15 protein-coding genes are annotated in these 19,527 nt (G+C 45.8%); 8 read left to right on the plus strand and 7 right to left on the minus strand.

Going from position 1 to position 19,527, the window contains the following annotated elements; translation table 11 throughout:
- Window positions 1-62: 62 nt before the first annotated feature.
- Together CBX96_RS04455 and CBX96_RS04460 are read right to left on the minus strand one after the other, a co-directional pair.
- A complete protein-coding gene (locus CBX96_RS04455) occupies window positions 63-875 on the minus strand; it encodes a DUF3108 domain-containing protein (protein ID WP_109285855.1) in 813 nt (270 codons plus the stop codon).
- A gap of 129 nt (window positions 876-1,004) precedes the next feature.
- A complete protein-coding gene (locus CBX96_RS04460) occupies window positions 1,005-1,445 on the minus strand; it encodes an MGMT family protein (RefSeq protein WP_109286028.1) in 441 nt (146 codons plus the stop codon).
- Window positions 1,446-1,655: 210 nt separating this feature from the next.
- Between CBX96_RS04460 and def the strand changes: the two genes are divergently transcribed.
- From def to CBX96_RS04490, 5 genes are all read left to right on the plus strand, one after another.
- Window positions 1,656-2,147: a peptide deformylase gene (gene def, locus CBX96_RS04465; RefSeq protein ID WP_011622905.1), complete on the plus strand. Its 492-nt coding sequence runs from the start codon at window positions 1,656-1,658 to the stop codon at window positions 2,145-2,147.
- 210 nt (window positions 2,148-2,357) lie between these two features.
- On the plus strand, window positions 2,358-3,206 hold the full coding sequence (rhlP, locus tag CBX96_RS04470) for a rhombotarget lipoprotein (protein ID WP_109285856.1): 849 nt from the start codon (window positions 2,358-2,360) through the stop codon (window positions 3,204-3,206).
- A 123-nt stretch (window positions 3,207-3,329) separates the two neighbouring features.
- A complete protein-coding gene (locus CBX96_RS04475) occupies window positions 3,330-3,770 on the plus strand; it encodes a DUF4274 domain-containing protein (RefSeq protein WP_109285857.1) in 441 nt (146 codons plus the stop codon).
- Window positions 3,771-4,128: 358 nt separating this feature from the next.
- A complete protein-coding gene (locus CBX96_RS04480; RefSeq protein ID WP_109285858.1) occupies window positions 4,129-4,758 on the plus strand; it encodes a hypothetical protein in 630 nt (209 codons plus the stop codon).
- Window positions 4,759-4,907: 149 nt separating this feature from the next.
- Window positions 4,908-6,410, plus strand: a complete 1,503-nt coding sequence (locus CBX96_RS04490; protein WP_109285860.1) for an ATP-dependent endonuclease — start codon at window positions 4,908-4,910, stop codon at window positions 6,408-6,410.
- 38 nt (window positions 6,411-6,448) lie between these two features.
- Here the strand turns inward: CBX96_RS04490 and CBX96_RS04495 are convergent, their stop codons facing one another.
- The 5 genes from CBX96_RS04495 to CBX96_RS04515 all read right to left on the minus strand — a co-directional run bounded on the left by CBX96_RS04495 (window position 6,449) and on the right by CBX96_RS04515 (window position 14,538).
- Window positions 6,449-6,658 (minus strand): hypothetical protein, encoded by a 210-nt coding sequence (locus CBX96_RS04495; RefSeq protein ID WP_109285861.1) that lies wholly within the window; start codon window positions 6,656-6,658, stop codon window positions 6,449-6,451.
- Window positions 6,659-6,866: 208 nt separating this feature from the next.
- Window positions 6,867-7,250, minus strand: a complete 384-nt coding sequence (locus tag CBX96_RS04500) for a VOC family protein (RefSeq protein WP_109285862.1) — start codon at window positions 7,248-7,250, stop codon at window positions 6,867-6,869.
- Window positions 7,251-7,368: 118 nt separating this feature from the next.
- Window positions 7,369-9,498 (minus strand): alpha-amylase family protein, encoded by a 2,130-nt coding sequence (locus CBX96_RS04505; protein WP_109285863.1) that lies wholly within the window; start codon window positions 9,496-9,498, stop codon window positions 7,369-7,371.
- 87 nt (window positions 9,499-9,585) lie between these two features.
- Entirely contained in the window at window positions 9,586-11,583 is a 1,998-nt protein-coding gene (locus CBX96_RS04510) for a glycoside hydrolase family 13 protein (protein WP_109285864.1), read from the minus strand.
- A 129-nt stretch (window positions 11,584-11,712) separates the two neighbouring features.
- The gene (locus CBX96_RS04515; protein WP_109285865.1) at window positions 11,713-14,538 is read right to left on the minus strand and encodes a TonB-dependent receptor; all 2,826 of its coding nucleotides are present in this window, start codon (window positions 14,536-14,538) and stop codon (window positions 11,713-11,715) included.
- 498 nt (window positions 14,539-15,036) lie between these two features.
- On the opposite strand from CBX96_RS04515, the gene CBX96_RS04525 reads away from it, so the two are divergent.
- From CBX96_RS04525 to CBX96_RS04535, 3 genes are all read left to right on the plus strand, one after another.
- On the plus strand, window positions 15,037-16,659 hold the full coding sequence (locus CBX96_RS04525; protein WP_109285867.1) for an alpha-glucosidase: 1,623 nt from the start codon (window positions 15,037-15,039) through the stop codon (window positions 16,657-16,659).
- Window positions 16,660-16,784: 125 nt separating this feature from the next.
- Window positions 16,785-18,056 (plus strand): sugar MFS transporter, encoded by a 1,272-nt coding sequence (locus CBX96_RS04530; protein ID WP_109285868.1) that lies wholly within the window; start codon window positions 16,785-16,787, stop codon window positions 18,054-18,056.
- Between the two features lie 152 nt (window positions 18,057-18,208).
- Window positions 18,209-19,423, plus strand: a complete 1,215-nt coding sequence (locus CBX96_RS04535; RefSeq protein WP_109285869.1) for an RsmB/NOP family class I SAM-dependent RNA methyltransferase — start codon at window positions 18,209-18,211, stop codon at window positions 19,421-19,423.
- Window positions 19,424-19,527: the final 104 nt, after the last annotated feature.

Below are 19,527 nucleotides of genomic sequence, written 5' to 3' on the forward strand. Positions count from 1 at the left end.
GTTACGGCATCTTAGCAACAGCACTCAATCCGTCTTAAACCAGCGATAGCTGTATATCAGGCTTAATTCGCGCCTGTGCCGAGGAGTTTAGGGACTTTCTGCTCCGTTGGAACTTCAGTATCAACGGCTGCGGCTTCAACGGCAGCGGGTACGACTTCAACTGGCACATCGTCGAAATGATAATTCAGCAGTTTGATATCCAGCTGTTTGCTGCCTTTTTCAAAGTGCGTTAGACGAACGGGGAGGTAGGCTAAATCCGGCGCCATCCAGAAGAAGGTTTGGCGTTTATTATTGTCCCGCACGACCTCAATTTTGACTGTATCGTAACTGCCGCTCTCAATTGTCATCCGTTCCTTACCTATCACATGGAACTTATACTCATCGAGTTCGTTAGATTTAATCATCTTATAATCAAGCACTTCTTTACCAGCGCTGATATCTAGACGAAACTGCAGCTGCACCATTAACGGATCGAAAATATCGCCTTCGAAGGGGAATTTACCTTTTTCATCCTTATAACGGGTGTGGATCATCCCTTGCCCCTTGGCAAAGGCGGTTTGCTCGATAAAATTCGGGCCGACACCTTGGCGCTTATGCAAATAGCGCAGGGGTAATAATTGATTGCCATCCTGAGCAAATTCACTCAGCACATGGCGCACATCGGTCAGTAATAACAGGCTAAGATCGCTGTCGAAGCGATATTTGTAGATCCCATCCTCCATGGCGGGCAGTTGATACTTGGCCTTACCCAACTCAATATCACCATAATTAACTTGATATTCAGCAGTTTGAGGCGTTAAAGGCGTTGGCGCCGCCATCGCAAATACGCTGTGGGTGAGTGCGAGACTCACGAATAACGTTGGAATTGTGCGCAAGTAATGCTCCTTTATATCGCAAACAGATTGCGGCTAACACCGCTTATCCCATTGGCTGAACTGCCAAGCTTAATTGTTTATAGCTGAGGCCATATCGGGTGTAAACAGTTTATAGATCAATATATTAAACTAGAAGGGGATTGACATCACTAAGGTTGCCATATCCGGTTGCCACTCAAACTCAGACAAGTCTACTTTGCCACAGTTCACTGTAACGCCTTCAATACGCAATAATTCCATCTGTTCCTGAAAGGAGACTGAATGCTTTTCGAAGGAAATTTTCCCTTGGCTGTTGAGTACTCTATGCCAAGGAAGTGACAAATGTTCGGGGGCTGATTTGAGCGCCTTTGACACATAGCGAGCACGCCCGGGTAAACCGGCAAAATCGGCCACCTTGCCATAACTGCTGACTTTGCCAGGCGGGATCATCGCGACAATATGCCAAATCTTCGCCATTGGCGAGAGGGTGTTTTGTGTCTCTTGCGTGCTATTCGTTTCGTCTGGCGTAATGGCCTTATCTTGCTCTAAGTAGCGATAAAGTGGGGATTTATCTTTTGCAAACCGCATGATGATGCCAAGTAAAACCATGAAAGAAGTGAGCCAGTGTAGCGTTAAATAGCGCCTAAGTGAAACAGAGGACGGCTGATATTGCTGCAATTTAAATCTAAAAAACCGATTGTAATGATTTTTATTAAACTATTTAGTTTTGAATATTGAGAAAACACAGGAATAGTTCATAATAGCGCCAAATTTTTTGACTCACTAAGAGATGAAACAGGCATGGCTGTACTCGATATTCTGACAATTCCCGATGAGCGTCTAAAGCGCAAAGCACAACCCGTAAAAGACATTGAAGCGATTCAGGGATTTATCGATGATTTAATCGAAACCATGTACCACACCGACGATGGTATCGGTCTGGCCTCGACCCAAGTGGGCAGTACTGATGCGGTGATTGTGATCGATTTATCCGAAAATCGGGACCAACCCTTAGTGCTGATTAATCCAGAGATTGTTGAAAAGTCTGGCGAATATGTGGGTGAAGAAGGCTGCCTTTCTATCCCTGGCTATCGCGCCAAAGTGAGCCGTTTTGAAAAGGTCAAAGTCACTGCCTTAGACAGACAGGGTAAAGCGATTGAAATCGAAACCGATGACTTTTTAGCCATTGTTTTGCAACACGAAATCGACCATTTACACGGTAAAGTGTTTATCGAACATTTATCGGCATTAAAGCAGCAAATCGCGTTGAAAAAAGTGCGTAAATACGCCTAAGCAGATGAATTTGCGCGACTGATTGTCGTCATTATCTAAGTCAAAGCCGCATTCCGATGTGGCTTTGTTGTATCTAAGCCTCTAAAAAGCCAAACAAAAGCGCGATATGTGAAGTTAACGGCTTGTTTTTACAGCAGTGACTCGCTAAGGTAGCGGCAATATGCACGGGTTGCATGGCCTGTGCGCAGTAAGGATACGGTAGGGAAACAAATGAAGACAAAATTCATAGGGCTTGTGGGTGCGCTGGCATCAATTAGCATCTTGCTTGGTGGTTGCAGTGCTTTTTTTAACGGTAACACCACCGAAAAAAACGTGGTTTCCAGCAGTCTGGTTGAATATCTCTATCCAGATGATAAACAACGTGAGGCGCAGCAACCCAGTATTCCGGTATTGCGTCTTCCCATCACGGTTGGCATCGCCTTTTTACCTTCCACCCATTGGCAATCCGAAGCCCTCGATAGCAGCTCGCAAATTGCCTTGCTGGATAAAGTAAAACAATCCTTTGTTAAATATGACTTTATTGACCGTATCGAATTAATCCCCAGCACTTACCTTAAAAATGGCAAAGGTTTTAGCACCTTACAGCAGGTCGCCCGCTTACATGATGTCGATGTGATGGCACTGGTGTCTTACGATCAACTGTTACAAAGCAGCGAGAATAAGGCTTCACTGCTGTATTGGACCATAGTCGGCATGTATATGGTGCCCGGCAATGAAAACGCGATCCAAACCTTTGTCGATACCGCCGTATTTGATATGCGCAGCCAAAAGATGCTGTTTAGGGCGCCCGGTATCAACCAACTTACTGATACTTCAACCGCGGTGACCGTCACCAACGTGCTACGTGAAAAATCAGCTGAAGGTTTTGAACTGGCGGTAAACGATATGATCACTAATTTAGACGCCGAATTAGCCCGTTTTAAAACCCGCGTGAAAGAAGAACATATTGCGACCATAGAACATAAACAAGGTTATAGCGGCGGTGGCAGTTTATCCCTATTAATCCTTTCGCTACTGGGCATATTTGCAATTCGCCGTTTAACTATTTGTAGAGAATAATTAAACCTATTTATTAGGATGATTTGAGTGAAATGGAGTTTCGATGTTTTGGCTTTTTTAAGTAAGCATGCCTCTTTTCTCTATGTTTAATGGGCCGAATGAAGCATTAAGGATCTTATAGTAATGACAGACATTACGGATAGAATTTGTTATGAAATCGAAGATATTCAAGAGGCAGTTAACCTAGTAAAAACTATTTCTTCTGCAGCTGAATTATATGAATTATTAAGGCATTACAATTGGGATGATGGTTATGAGATCCCGATTACGATTGCTGACCACCCATTATGTGAGTTAGCTATTGCAATAAGGATGTTTTGGCTTGCTGAAGCGATGGATTGGTTAGAAATGAATGAACAAAATGAATTAATTCCAGCCAATAACGTTATTGAGCCTTATCAACAGAAAGATTATGATTTCGCAGTCATGCTGACAAATCGAATTTTAACTGGTTACTACCAGATAAAAACAGTTTCTCATACTGAAAAGATATCAAAGACGATGCAATACCTTTTTAAGAAGCGTGGCGTGCCTGAGATTTTATACAAGCCAATAGTGGTATGAGTGCAGATGTATAAAATTTAGATAGATTAGGCCGATTTATTGCCGTTTCACCCAAATGAGGGAGATTACTAGGCCATAACCGACGGATTAATTTCCAATAAGCCGAGTAGAATTGTATTTTTCACTCAAACAGAGGGCTTCGGACGAGTTTAATTCGTAATCTACAATCACTCAGCTTGATAATGGTGTGCGCGTTTTTCCAGATGGTGCATTTAGTATAAAACTAATAAGTTCTTTGCATACAAATAGTTAACCATGCGCGTTTTCACTGCTCCAAAGAGGTAAACGCGCATGCGCACGAATAAAATGTTAGCTTCACTTAAAGTTTGTGTTCTTCACAATAGGAAAAGGAATATATATGGGTTTGAAATGGTGGGAAAAAACGGTTGAATACTTTTTTATCCGTAACTGTATTGGTGATTCAATGGTTATTGCCCCATTAGACGCTAAAGAAGAGAGTGCGGGTGACTCGATTTTTTCCCAAGGTAACAAGTGGGTGCTGATCGAGTTTAAAAAGAAATTCGAAAGTCTAAAGAGTGAAGAAGATAAATTTAGTGATTTTGCAAAAGCCAAAGCACACTTTATGGACAAAGATTCACATCACTTTCTAGTGTATGGCGCAATGTTTGAAAACGAACTGCGAAATGGACAGAAGTTTGGTGTTTCGGCTACGACTTACTTTTCTAGGAAGTCAACAAATAGTATTGAAGCAATGCTATCAAGTGGCTTGGAGGGAAAAGACTTTTTCGCTTATGTGAAAGACTTTACTTCATTCAAAAAAGCTACAGGCGAATCAAGTGGAGGTTTAAGTTTTGAATCATATGGTTTGGTCGCTGGCGTAAATAGTGAAAATAAGGTTGTTGAATGCATCAGCCTTGCAGAACTTGGAAAGGAACTAGGATTAGATCTTACTCCTGAAGTAACCCCAGATCCTCCTACTTCATCTCCTTCTCACTCAATGGGAAGGTCGGGGCTTGGTGGGCGGTAAAGCTAACAATCTGTTTAAGAGTGATTCGCAACGCGTGGCATTTTTACTATGCGTTGCGGTTAGTGTTTAAGGTGACATGCGGAGGCTTTTGTGTTGCGTTGCTCACACCTTAACAGGGCGTTATACGCAATTCATGAAGTGAGTAATAAATGAGAGTTGAATTAGAAAATCTGAAAGGCATCTCCAATCTCAAGTTTGATATTCCAAGGACTGGACTCTGGCTTCTTACCGGCCTAAACGGCTCAGGTAAAACCAGCCTGCTAGCCGCCTTATATCGAATAAGGCATGGCCGCGCCTTTCAAGACCACTACAAAACCACCGCCACGCAAGAAAAATTGGATACGTTTAAGGATGCGAAGGTACGGTACACAATTAACGGACAGGAAGTTACATACTCCTATGGAGGAAAACGCTGGCCGCCAACGCCAAGGAGTAATGCAAATATTCTCCAGCAGTTTCCATATCCAAGCATTCATTTTATTCAAGCAGATGGAAGCAGAGTAGAGCCGTACGCGGAAGAAATAGTTCCAAGGCGAATTAATCATGCAAATAGTGATATTACAGACTTCTTATCTTCCGTGCTTCACGACAATAAGTGGAATGACTTAAAGTTCGTTAACACCAGAAGAGGGACGGGAAGCCAAGCATTTCTATTACCATATAGAGCAGGAAGAGAAACCCACTACTATTCAGAGAAAAACTTTAGTCTTGGCGAGTTATGCGTACTTAAACTCGCCCAAAAAATGGCTGTCGCTGAAAACAACTCATTAATATTAATTGATGAAGTTGAGATGGCCTTACATCCTCAAGCGCAAGTGAGGCTGCTAAATAAAATAACTCAAACAGCCACAAACAAAAACTTAACAGTTATATTTTCCACACACTCATCAACTCTGATAAAAAATATCAACAGAAGAAACATTATTTTCATTTCTAGAGATGAGCAAGGATCGTACACAACAAAAACAGATGTATTTCCGGCTCAAGTTCTTGGTGAAATCGCATTTGACGAAGAGGTCAAAAGCGATTTCATATTTTTTGTCGAAGATGAAGAGGCAAAATTATTACTTGAACAACTTTTCGGAAAGTATGAGGAGAATAGGAATACCCATAAGCCAATGTACAAAGTTGTGCCCGTTGGCGGCTACTATCAAGTCATGCAGATGCTAGAAAGATCAGTGTTGATTATCCCGCCCCACGTTAAGCGCTATGTTTTCTTGGATGATGATGTTCGAACAGAAGCAATACCAGCAGCCAGAAGAAATAACTCTCGGCCTATAACAGATTTATATGATCGGGTCAGAGATTCGGTTTCGTTCCTTCCATGCACGCCCGAGATTGGTGTTACAGGCATGTTAGAGGATTTTCATACAAGCATGAACGTCAATGAACTGAATATCGACTTTTATGGAACAACAGTAAACCTAACCAACCATATCATGCTCCCTGAATATCAGAACATTACTGGAGATGCGCCGCGAAAGGTAGCGAAAAGCAAACTAGACTCAATTGTGGAATACATTCGTAATTCTTGTGGAACTGATGAAACAACAATTCGCAGAGTTCTATATCGCAAATATATAGATCACCTATATTCTGGCGGCAACGGTCCTCTTAAGGCCCTTTTAGGGCCCGTATTTAATGCGCGGTAGTTTGCGTATAACAAACGAGTATTGCTACTACTTAAAAATCATATCCTTACAAAATAGGGGAGTGCGATAAGGGCTATTCCGATGGCGATAAGTAGTGCGAGATTGGTGACAAAATAAGGGTAAATGATCAAGGTGAGGCCGACGGCCAGAGGGATGGGGGCAGCTTGGCGCTTGCCGTAGGTGAAAAAGCCAAGACCAAAGAGGCCAAAGACTAAACTCCATAACAATAATGCTGGATTATCAAACACCTTGAATTCCTCAGTAGTTAACCTTGGCAAGCACTGACCTGTTACTGTGTCATATTGGTCAAACGATGGACTAGTGCTGCGCCGCTGAATTGAGTCTACTGCTAAATATCCCTTGGCGTAATTAAGCTTTATTCATCTTATTCGTTGCGTGAATCCACTATTTTAGTGCGCTGTTTTATTTATATTTTTAATACAGTGAGGATTCAGGTTATAGCTCATATAACTCTAGGGGTAAGCCGTCGGGATCGCTAAAGAAGGTGAACTTTTTGCCTGTGTATTCGTCGATGCGGACGGGTTCGATGGCGATATCATGGGCCGTAAGATGCTCGATTGCCGTTTCAATCGATGCGACGCGAAAGGCGAGATGTCTAAGGCCGCAGGCTTCGGGATAACTGGGGCGTTTGGGAGGATTGTCGAAGGAAAACAACTCAATTTGACTCATATCCGGCAGTTGTAAATCGAGTTTGTAAGACTTGCGCGCCTCACGATAATGTTCTGCAAGCACGCTAAGGCCAAGAATAGTCACATAAAAGTGTTTGGACTTTTGATAGTCACTGCAAATAATCGCTGCATGGTGAATGCCGAGTAACATGGCTTGCCTCTGTACTGTTTAACTGATGTTTACGCTAGTGTGTTTTAAAAAAGCCAGAGTCACAACTAAGTGTGACTCTGGCGCTAACCTAAGATTTTTATCTTACTTCGCTAGCGGGCTAATGGACGAGTTCAAATATCGCGGAGGTGAGTGGTGCAAGCTGCAACTGAACTTGACCTTCACCTCGCTCGACAATTAACTGCGCTGTATGGTCTTCCAGCAAATCCTTAAGCGAATAGCTTGCATCGGTTAACTGCCATTGCGCAATCAGAGATTGGGGCAGTTTAAGGGAAAATGATTTGGTTTGGGTTTGACTAAAGTTACTGACAATAATCAGCTTTTGACCTTTGTTATCGGCGGTATGGGCCTCAAAGCGGACAAAGGCAAAGGTTGAGTCATCATAACCCGTTGCGCTGCCATTGATTGTCTTATTGTTCGCCTTATTGCTAGTCTTTGCAGCCGATACCGCGCTGCGGTTAGTTTCATCCAGCGAGAAATATTGCCCTAAAAGCGCGGGCGCATTTTTCCCCGTGCTGAGGTTCAATAATTTTTGGTAATAGGTGCGTAGCGCAACCTCTGTGGCGGTTGATTGGCCACCATCAAATTTACCTTGATTCATCCAGCGCTGATGGGTGGGGACGCCTGCATAATCAAAAATACTGGTACGTGATGCATGGTCAAAGCCTAGGTTTTGCGTCGCCGATTCACCTACTTCTTGACCAAAATAAAGCAAGGTGGGTGAGGTACTTAAGGTTGCTGACACCACCATGGCGGGCAGGGCGTAGCGAGGATCGACCGAATCTGTCGAGGTGTTACCAGTTAAGGCACCTAAGAAGGCGGCATTGGCGATGCGCTGCTCGTCGTGGTTTTCTAAAAAGTGCAGCATATGCGAGTCGATATCTTGCACTTTGGCCTGATCCGCGGCGATCTGCGCGGTACTTTTTTGTCCTGCCATAATGGCTTTGAGGGTGTCGTAAAGATCGACCTTGTCGTAGAGGTAGTCCATTTTGCCGAGATGAATATAGTCGCGATACAGCGCAGGGTTATAGACCTCTGCTAAGATAAAAGCTTCTGGATGGCTATGTTTTATATGACTATTTAAATAGCTCCAAAACTCGACGGGCACCATTTCGGCCATATCGTAACGAAACCCATCGACTCCCATCGCTAACCAATACTGGGCAATTTGATTGAACTTGATCCAAGAGTTCGGTAATTCATGACTATGTTGCTGCCAAAAAGCATAGTGCTGCTCGGCGCCGAGTGTGGCATAGCGTGGCGGCAGTGCGGGGAAATCATGGCTGCCATCGGGGCGGACACCGTAATTGATTTTAACGGTTTCATACCAGTCGTTCATATCCGGCTTGGCGAGGCGTGAGCCGTTGCCCGTCCATTTGGCGGGGATTTCCTTAAATTGACCATCACTTAGGGGATGCGACTCGCCGCCTAACGGTTTGAGGCTATCAGGCAAATCGGGCACTTGAAAGCCAGAGAATTGCTTTTTATCAGTCACATAGTAAAAGTTATTATGCTTTCCATATTCAAGGGTTTGATTATCATCTTCACCAAAATCGCGTACGCCCTCGGGCTTAGTGATGGAATGGTAATTACGCGCCACATGGTTGGGCACTATATCGATAATCACCTTTAAGCCTTGCTTGTGGGTGCGCTCGATCAGTGCCTGAAACTCCTGTAAACGTTTTGCGGGATCGACAGCTAAATCGGGGTTTACGTTGTAATAATCTTTAACCGCATAGGGCGAACCGGCGCGGCCCTTAACCACATCGGGATCATCGTGACTGACGCCAATTGCACTGTAATCGCCAATTAAGGCGTGGTGGGGCACACCCGTATACCACACATGGGTAACGCCTAACTCTTTGATACTTTTGAGCGCTGTGTCATCAATATCATTAAATTTACCCACACCGTTTTCGCTAATCGTGCCCCAAGGTTTATTGGTGGTGTTTTTATTGCCATAGAGTCGGGTAAAAATTTGATAAACAACGGGTTTAAACTTATTTGCTTGCTCACCATTGTGATGGGTTGGCAGGATTTCGCCATCGGCCACATTTGGATTTTCAGGCATGGTTTTAGCCGCCCCTGCCTGTAACGCCGTTGCTTGAGTGGTGATTGCTGGTGCGGCCATGGCGCAAAAGGTGCTAATGCTGCTGAGGGCCAGTATGCTAAATCCCTGTTGCCAGCGATAAGCGCGACGTTTGCTGCTGTTAGATAATAGAAAATTCAACCTAGGTTCCTTTACTGACTTGGCGGCCAAACTATGGTTTGGCCGCGCTGTTAGCTAAGTATGTTTAGCAGTTTGATTGAGTATGGGTTATTGGTGATTAAGCTCAAGCAACATCACGCCAGCATGGGGCAGAGTAACTGATTGATTAAGCTTGAACTTATCCCCAGTGAAGACTGAGTTCGCCGAGGTATTGCCCGCCAATACCTTACTAAAGCGGCTTAACTCCAGCGTTTGTGCTTGGTCATTCTTGTTGTAAATCACCATCACTTTATCCGCATCGGCTTGGTAGCAGGCATTGCCCTCGACGGCATGTTTTGCCGCGCATCGAAATTGCACATAAATGCCGTTTTGCGGCACAAAGTGCAGTAAATCGCCCGTTTGCAGCGCGGTTGAATGTTTACGGTAATTGAGCAGGGTGCGCACAAACGCAAGCGCTTGTTGCTGTTTTGCGTTTAGCCCTTTACCGCTAAAACCGTTGACCTTGCTATTGGCAAAGCCACCCGGAAAATCGCTACGCACTACACCGTCGTGGCGGCCTTCGGTTGGGCTGGTCATTAATACTTCTGTGCCGTAAAACAGCTGTGGAATGCGTTTTGCCGTTAACACATAGGTGAGGGCCATTTGGTACAGCGGCAGGTTTTCTTTCAGCAGACTATAAATCCGATTGGTGTCGTGGTTGCCTTCAAAGAGGACTAACTGGCTTGGGTTAGCATATACCACATCATTCGCTAACATCTCGTAAAGCTTGATAAAACCTGTATCCCAGCCTTCGGGCTCGTTTAGGCTTTCAACCAGCTTTTCATAGAGTGGAAAGTCCATCAGGCTAGGTAAATCTGAGGTATAGCCATCGGCATTGATTTTGCCTTTTTGCCAATAGGAGACGGTAATGGGATTGGCGGTCCACTCTTCGCCGACAATATTAAAATGTGGGTATTCGGCCATTAAGGCCTTTGACCATTGGGCTAAAAAGGTTTTATCAGCGTAGGAGTAGGTGTCTTCGCGAATGCCCGAAAGCCCTGCGTATTCCACCCACCAAATGCTGTTTTGAATTAGATAAGTCGCAAGTTTTGGGTTGCGCTGATTGAGATCGGGCATCGAATCGACAAACCAACCGTCGACAAAGTCACTTTTATCCTGTGTGTCGGCGTAGGGATCTTGCACTGTGGTGCGTCTATGACTGGTAAAACTCGGGCTGGTAGAACTAGGGCTGGTAGAACTGGCCGCAGGAGCCGTATTAGCGTCAGTGACATTGGGCTGCTGTGGGACATTGAGCCAGTCACTGCTCGGTAAATCCTTTAACCACCAATGGTTTGAGCCGATATGGTTAAGCACTACGTCTTTAATCACCCCAAGACCATGCTGTTTGGCCTCTGTGACTAACTTTTGGTAATCCTGATTGCTGCCAAAACGCGGGTCGACCCGATAGAGATTGGTAATGGCGTAACCATGGTAGGAGTATTGGGCTTGGTTATTTTCAAGCAGTGGGTTGATCCACAGCTGAGTGACACCTAATTTGGCTAAGTAATCTAAGTGCTGGCGTATACCTTCGATATCGCCGCCATGGCGACCATCGGAATTATCAAGCGCCGCATGCTCGAGCATATCGGCCTGATTGTCATTGCTTGGGTTGCCATTGGCGAATCGGTCTGGGGTGATAAGGTAAATCACATCTTTATTGCTAAAACCTTGGCGTTCGCGGCTGCCATCTGCCCGCGCAGTTAAAGTGTAGGGCAGTTGGAAGAGCTGCTTGTCGCCAGCGAGAATGCGGATATCAAAGGTCTGCGGTTTGGCTTGGCGCAAGTCTAAATTGATAAACAAATAATGGGGATTATCCGTCTGCTCAACCCCTTCAAACACCACATCTTGGCCAGCAATCTCAACCTTAAGTTGCGCAGCATCTGCGGGCAGTGCATCGCTGTGCAGCATCAGTTGCAGCTTAGGATTATGCATGCCCGCCCACCAAGAGAGTGGCTCAAGATGAAAAGATGCTGTACTACTGACGGGGCTATTGTTGGTCTGCGCCGAAACACATAAGGGAGAAGAAGCGGTTAACACAAGGACGAAGAGTAGACTGTGACGTATCATACTATGGGCCTTTTATCGGGTAGGTTTTAAGTGTGACTTTAGAAATAAAGAGCGGCGTATCATCTCACTATTATTATGGGTAAAAAGAAAAGCCTGCTTCACAGTGAAGCAGGCTTTTACGATGACAACTTACAGAGAGTAGGTTAAACCAAGGAAATATTGTCTACCGAAGTATTGAATTGTTCCGGTTTGATGCTCTTCACCAAAGTAAGTTTTATTAGGCTCATCGGTGAGGTTATTTATTTGGAACAGGAACTTAAGGCCGTTGTCCAGCGCATAAGAAGCCTGATAATCCACAATCGTTTCTGCATCAAAGAACGCCAGTTGAGATTCAACCGCAACTTGCTCTGACACATAACTACTACGGTATCTCATGCTTACACGGGTATCGAAACCATCCAAGGTGTAGAACAGGGTAGTGTTCAGCACGTTTTCTGACAGACCAGGTAATGGAATGGTCAGGTTAGAACCGCTTAAGTCTGTGGTGAATTCCACTTCACTGTCTGAATAGGAATAGCTACCAGTGAAACCTAAACCATCTAAAGGTGACGGTAGGAAATCAAACACTTGGGTATAGCCTAACTCGATACCACGGATATAACCGCCTTTATCGTTGTTGATGGCTGTTTGATATTGGCCTTCATCTTTAACGACAGGGAACTCAACGCCATTGTCGATAATGGTATCGGGCACGATAAAGCCATTTGCTTCAAAATCGTAGTTTTGAATGGTGAAGTCGTTGATGAAAGATTTAATATCTTTATAGAACAAGGCCACAACGACCGCACCTTCAGACTCTTCAAAATAGTGCTCGTAGGACAAGTCATATTGATCCGCATAGAAAGGATCTAATAACGGACTGGTGTTACCCCACGCATTGTATTTTTTATATCCTTCTGTGGAGGCATTATCGTACCAAGATCCCATACCTGACTTTAATTTGTTAATCGGAGGACGTGACATCACTGAGGCCGCAGCAAAACGCAGTTGATCGTTTTCAGTCAGGTGGAAGGTTAAGTTCAGCGACGGTAAGTAGTCGGTATAGGTTTTACCGACTTTATTGCGGATATAATCCGTGCTTACGACGCCTTGCTCATCGGTAATCGCTTCACCTAGACCGTAACCCACTTGTTGCAGACCTGTACTGCTTTGATCTGTGTGTACGACACGTACACCTAAGTTACCTGTGACTTTAACATCGCCGATATCGAAGTCTAAGTTTGCCTGCACATAGCCTGCTAATACATCTTCATTGACCGCGCCGCTTTGGATCATGGTCCAGTTATTTGACCAGTTAGCCGTTGGAGTGAAAGGTGATTGGCCTGTTGCCGCCAGTTGCGCATTTACCAACTCAAGTGCTTTATTAAAGTCAATGGCAAGGAAACTTGGGTAACCTGCTAATTCACCACCAAAATCAACCACTTTGGCCATATCGTCGTTCAGTGCTAGGACTGGTTGGTTACTTGGATTTTTATCAAACTCAAAACCGTAGCCTGCTTGTGAACGTTGAGCATTAAACTCGCGCTCAGCATAACGCACACCAAAATCAACTGAAGAGACAAAGCTGGTGTCTAAGACATAGTTAAAATCGAGTTTGTAGGCAATCAGATCGTTTTGCTGATTATAGGGCCACATACCCACTTCTTTCAGACCTAGGGTCGAGGTATTGGTGTAGTCGTTAGCAAAGCTGACATCCGCAGGGCTTAAGCCATTCAGTTGATAAGTAACAGATTCAGCAGAGCGTACTTCATTTCCAAAGTCATCGTATAATATGGCGCGGGTGCCGCCGTTAACGAATTCACCATCGGCTTTGGAATAGCTGACATCGGCTGCCACTGTCAGTGCGCCGCCATTATTCCACTCAAGGTTTATAGAGCCTGAAGTGAGTTCTGAGTATTTTGAGTCATTATCGTTAATGACGAAAACCGCAAAGTCATCAGTACTATCGGTAGCTACAGAAACAGTACCGCCCGTCATAGAACCGTTTTCGACAACGGCATCACTGATAGTGCCGTTTTTCAATGACTTGACGCGGAAACCACGGGCAAAGTTTTCAGAGGTAAATTTAGAGTGGAACAGATCGCCCTTCACACTCAGGCTATCACTCGGTTGCCAATGGATAGCAGCCATATAACCATCACGGGTATCGTCGCCGCCTTTTTGTTGCAGCTCAAAACCTTCACTAATCGCTTCGGTTACACCGTCACCGTTAACGTCTTTTTTATCATCATTAAAACGTAACCCAATGAATTGGCTTGCAACATAAGGTTGATAAAGGTGAGCATAGCCTACAGCCACCCCTAAGGTGTCTTCGAGGAATTTACCTTGATAAGCGAGACTTAAACGATTGCCGTATTGCTCTGCATCAGAGATTTCATCGGCGCGATCGTTAAAGCTGCCGCGGGCATTGATATTGAATGATTGATCTTTGTCATTCTTCAGCGGATCGGCGGTTTTTAATTCAACCGTACCGGCCACGCCGCCTTCGATCAGTGAGGCTTTAGGTGTTTTGTAAACCGCTGCCTGACTAATTAATTCGGATGGATATTGGTCAAACTCAATGGCGCGTTTACCACCAGTGGTCACCTGTTCGTGGCCATTGAGGGTTGCAAACACGAAATCGCCATCCAGACCACGGATGTTCAAACCACTGGCTTGGCCGCCAGTACGAACAGCGGTGACGCCTGGTAAACGGGTTAACGCATCGGCGATAGATTGGTCGGGTAGGGCGCCGAGGTCGTCGGCAGAGATAGATTCAGATACGGTATCGCCAAAACGTTTTTCATTAAGCGATTTGATCACACTGGTTCTGAAGCCTTTAACTTGGATTACTTCAATTTCGGCATCTTTGGCTTTTAGGTCTTTTTCTTTTACATCATCTGCTGCGTAGGAGTGCATACTGGCGCCTGCAGCAACGAGTGCTAAGGTCAGCAAGCTGGGTTTAAATCGCATCATTTCTATCTTCCCCTTGAAGTCGCTTTTTACCGCTTATGTAGAGCGTTTTATCGTTATTACCGCATTGTTTTTGCGGCATTTTTTTGGTATCTCGGCGCTTAATTGACTGCATAAGTGCTGCGTTTATGACCAAATTGTTATGCAACGGTGAAGATACTACTCCCGAGAATCTTGGCGTCACAATATTGTGCATACGTATTCAATAGGTCATTGGCCTGCCAAAACCGGCATTTCGGCCAAAAAAACTCCGATTTTATCTCTGGCTATTTCAACGCAACCTTATGTTAGTAAAGGGTTAATTTTATCTTTATCAGACAAGTCTAATGATAGTCCGTTTTGCATACGTATGCAGGCGTATTGAACCTTATTTCCCTGTTCACGTATGCTCGTTGCCACTAATACAAGCCGTAGCGCCTTTACTCCGCAGTAACATGATTGTAACTGCTCATGTGAGAGTTTTTGGGTTAGCGCGCTGAAGAATAAGGATAAAGGGGCAATATGAGTGAGTTAACTTGGTGGCGTGGAGCCGTGATCTATCAAATCTATCCACGTAGCCTTTTGGATACTAATGGTGATGGCGTTGGCGATCTGCGCGGTATTATCACCAAGTTGGACTATATTGCCAGCCTGAATGTGGATGCCATTTGGATTTCGCCGTTCTTTAAATCGCCAATGGACGATTTTGGTTACGATATCAGTGACTATCGTGAGGTCGATCCCTTATTTGGTTCGATGCAGGATTTCGATGAGCTGATTGAAAAAGCCCATCAACGCGGCATTAAGGTCATTATCGACCAAGTGCTAAGCCATACCTCAGATCAGCATGCTTGGTTTTGTGAGAGCCGCGAGAGCCGCACCAATCCTAAGGCCGATTGGTATGTGTGGGCCGATCCTAAGGAAGATGGAACGGCGCCAAACAACTGGTTAGCGATTTTCGGTGGTTGCGCCTGGGAGTGGGAACCACGCAGACAACAATATTACCTGCACAACTTTTTACGCAGTCAGCCCGATATTAACTTCCATAATCCTGAAGTGCGTCAAGCCGTGTTAGATAATGTGGAGTTTTGGTTGAAGAAGGGCGTCGATGGGTTCCGCTTAGATGCGATTACCTTCTGTTATCACGATGAGCAGCTTCGGGATAATCCGGCAAAACCTAAGGATAAACGCCAAGGTCGCGGATTCAGTGAAGATAATCCCTATGCCTATCAGTACCATTACTACAATAATGATCGTCCGCAAACGATTCTATTTATTGAAGAATTACGCCAGTTGATCAATCGCTATCCGGGCGCTGTGACTTTAGGCGAAGTCTCCGCTGAGGATTCTCTCGCCGTGATGGCTGCCTATACCAAGGGTGAAGACCGCTTACATATGGCCTACAGTTTCGAGCTGCTGACCGATGACTATAGCGCCGCTTATATTCGCCAAACCGTCGAAGCACTTGAAGCGAGTATTGGTGATGGTTGGCCTTGCTGGGCGATTGGTAACCACGATGTGCAGCGCGTCGCCAGCCGTTGGGGACGGGGCAAGCAAACCCACGACATGGTGAAAATGCTTAATGCCATGCTCAGCTCACTTCGCGGCAGTGTCTGTAGTTACCAAGGAGAAGAGCTTGGCTTAACCGAGGCGCCAATTGAATACCATGAATTGCAGGATCCCTTCGGTAAAACTTTCTGGCCAATGTTTAAGGGCCGTGATGGTTGCCGTACTCCGATGCCGTGGGAACAGCACGCCGATTTTAGCGGCTTTAGCCAAGTGACACCTTGGTTGCCTGTGGCGAATGCACACAGAGCATTGGCGGTCGATGTGCAGGAAGCCGATCCCGCTTCAATGCTGCAGGGCTATCGTCAGTTCCTCGCGTGGCGCAAAGGCTATCCTATTTTAATCGAAGGGGAGATTGAGTTCCTCGACGCGCCAGAACCCTTATTGGTGTTTGTGCGCACGCTCGGTGAGCAAAAGTTACTGGTGTGCTTCAATCTGCTAGATCAGGAAATTGAATGGTCACTGAAGGAGCTCAACCTGCAGCAAGAAATTACCGGTCACGGGTTGAAAACTGCGCAAAGGGTCGCCGACACATTGACATTTTCGGCCTACGCCTGCTTTTATGCGCTGTTGAACTAGTTTTCAACCTCGCATAACACCACTTCGGATGGGCAGTACAAGTTATTATGACTGCCTGTCGTGGTACGAAAACGCCTAAGGGACATTCCCTTTAGATAATAAAAACATGATTAGAGAGCACAACTATGGCGTCATCTATAAACACCAGCAGCCACACGAGCAGCGTGAGCGAGGCGGGAAACGGTAATTATCGTTTTGCGTTAGTCTCATTGACCTCACTGTTTTTTATGTGGGGCTTTATTACTTGTCTGAACGATATTCTGATCCCCCACCTTAAGGCGGTGTTTTCACTCAATTACACCCAAGCGATGTTGATCCAGTTCTGTTTCTTTGGCGCTTATTTTCTGGTGTCGATCCCGGCGGGGCAGTTAGTGAAACGACTCGGTTATCAAAAAGGCATAGTCACAGGGTTAGTGATTGCGAGTATCGGTTGTGGTTTGTTCTATCCCGCCGCGTCCTTTGCCACCTACGGATTGTTCCTCGGCGCACTGTTTGTCTTGGCCTCAGGGATCACTATTTTACAAGTGGCGGCTAACCCCTATGTTAATGCGTTAGGCAGCAGCGAGACAGCATCGAGCCGCTTAAACCTGACGCAAGCTTTCAACTCTTTAGGGACGACGGTCGCGCCATTTTTTGGCTCGATTTTGATTTTGTCCGTTGCAGCTACGGCATCCTCTGAATTAGCGCAAGCCAATGCCGAGGCGGAAGTGGTTAAGCTACCTTATTTACTGTTAGCGACTGCGCTTGCAGTACTGGCGGTGATTTTCGCTAAGCTTGATTTGCCAGTGATCCGTGAACACAGCGAAGCCGCTGCGGGCGAAGTACAAACTCATTTAGGCAAGACTAGCGCACTGCAAAGCACCCATTTGGTGTTAGGTGCGGTGGGGATTTTTGTTTATGTGGGCGCAGAAGTGTCGATTGGTAGCTTCTTAGTTAACTTCCTTGGCGAATCACACATCGTCGGCATGCCAGAAGAGCAAGCGGCCCATTACATCGCCTATTACTGGGGCGGCGCTATGGTCGGACGCTTTATCGGTTCGGCGGTAATGCAAAAAATTCCTGCTGGCACAGTGCTGGCTTTCAATGCCTTGATGGCGGCATTGTTGGTGCTGGTGGCGATCACCAGCAGCGGCACGTTGGCAATGTGGGCGATTTTGGGCGTGGGATTATTTAACTCGATTATGTTCCCCACTATTTTCAGCTTAGCGCTGCGTGACCTCGGTCCACACACGTCGCAGGGTAGCGGTATTCTCTGTTTAGCCATTGTGGGTGGTGCGATTGTGCCATTATTACAAGGCGTATTAGCCGATAACTTAGGCATTCAATTGGCCTTTATTCTACCAGTGGTGTGCTACGGTTTTATCCTGTTCTATGGAGCGAAAGGCTCTAAGATGTAACGGCTTTGACCTATTCGATAAAAGCGATCCCCATGGATCGCTTTTTTATTGGACTTTTTTGCCTCTAAAAGGCGACTGGGCATCAGTTTACTTGCGTATTAGTGCCTGACCTCCTATGATCCCCCGGTTTTATTACTCACGGTGACCTGTAAATGTTGAATTCTCCGCTTTCTGCCAGCTCGAATGAATTAGTGATCAGTATCTTAGCTATGGTACTGAGCGAAGGAAAACCCTTAGACCGGGCCTATTCTCAGCATTTTTCGGGGTTAAAGTTAGTACCCGCCGAACAGGCGCGTATTGCCACTGTGACGGGCGATATTTTGCGCCGGTTAAATCTATATTGTTTCTTAGCCGAAATTAAGCCGGAAGAAATGGAGCGTTTAGGCTCTAAGCTGCTTAATGCGTGGCATTTATTCCACAAGCTAGAACTGCCTAAGATGCAGTATTCCTTGCCTGTCGATGCCGAGCGTTTGGCTGAGCGTATCGAGCAGGCGCAGCGCCAACCCGTACTTTGGGACGGTTGCCCAGAATGGCTAGATGCTATGGGTCAAGCCCAGCTTGGTGCATCCTGGGAGAAGGAGCGCGCCGCCTTAAGCACTCCACCCAAACGTTTCCTGCGGGTCAATGGCCTTAAAGTGAGTCGTGATGAGCTAGCGCAAAAACTGGTGGCCGAGTTTGTCACCACCCAAGCGGTGGAGGGCGTTGATTCAGCCCTTGAAGTGACCTCTGATTCCGCGCTGTTTCGCACTAACAGCTTTAAAGACGGTTTATTTGAGCAGCAAGATGCGGGCTCACAACGTGTGGCCGCCGCGCTCGATGCCAAACCGGGAATGCGAGTGATCGATGCCTGCGCGGGAGCGGGGGGCAAGACCCTACATATCGCCGCGCAGATGCAGGGCAAAGGCCGTTTATTGGCGATGGATGTGGAGCAATGGAAACTCGACAACCTCAAGGAACGCGCCCGCCGTAATGGTGCCCACAATATCGAAACCCGATTAATTGTTGGCTCAAAAACCATTAAACGCTTAAAACTCAGCGCCGATCGTGTACTGCTCGATGTGCCTTGCTCTGGCCTTGGGGTTTTAAAGCGCAATCCCGATGCCAAATGGCGTGATACCGCCGAACGTTTGCCGGTACTGATGGAGCTGCAAAAGCATATCTTAAGCAGTTATAGCCGCATGGTGAAGGTTGGTGGCATTGTGGTATACGCGACCTGCTCAATTTTCCCCTGTGAAAACCGCGGCCAAGTGGATGCTTTCTTAGCGGAAAATCCCAATTTCCGTTTACTCGAAGATGAAACCATCAGCCCCGCCGAGACGGGTTTCGATGGCTTTTATTTAGCAAAACTTGAGCGAATTCAAGAATAAACCCGCATTTTATCTCGCCACTAAAGCACGTTTTCATCCATCATTGAAAAGTTGCTTTAGTGCGCCTAAATACCTAAAATTCACCCCTGATTTACAAAGATTGT

This window comes from Shewanella sp. BC20 (assembly GCF_003129585.1).
In the GTDB taxonomy this organism is placed as follows: Bacteria; Pseudomonadota; Gammaproteobacteria; order Enterobacterales; family Shewanellaceae; genus Shewanella; species Shewanella seohaensis.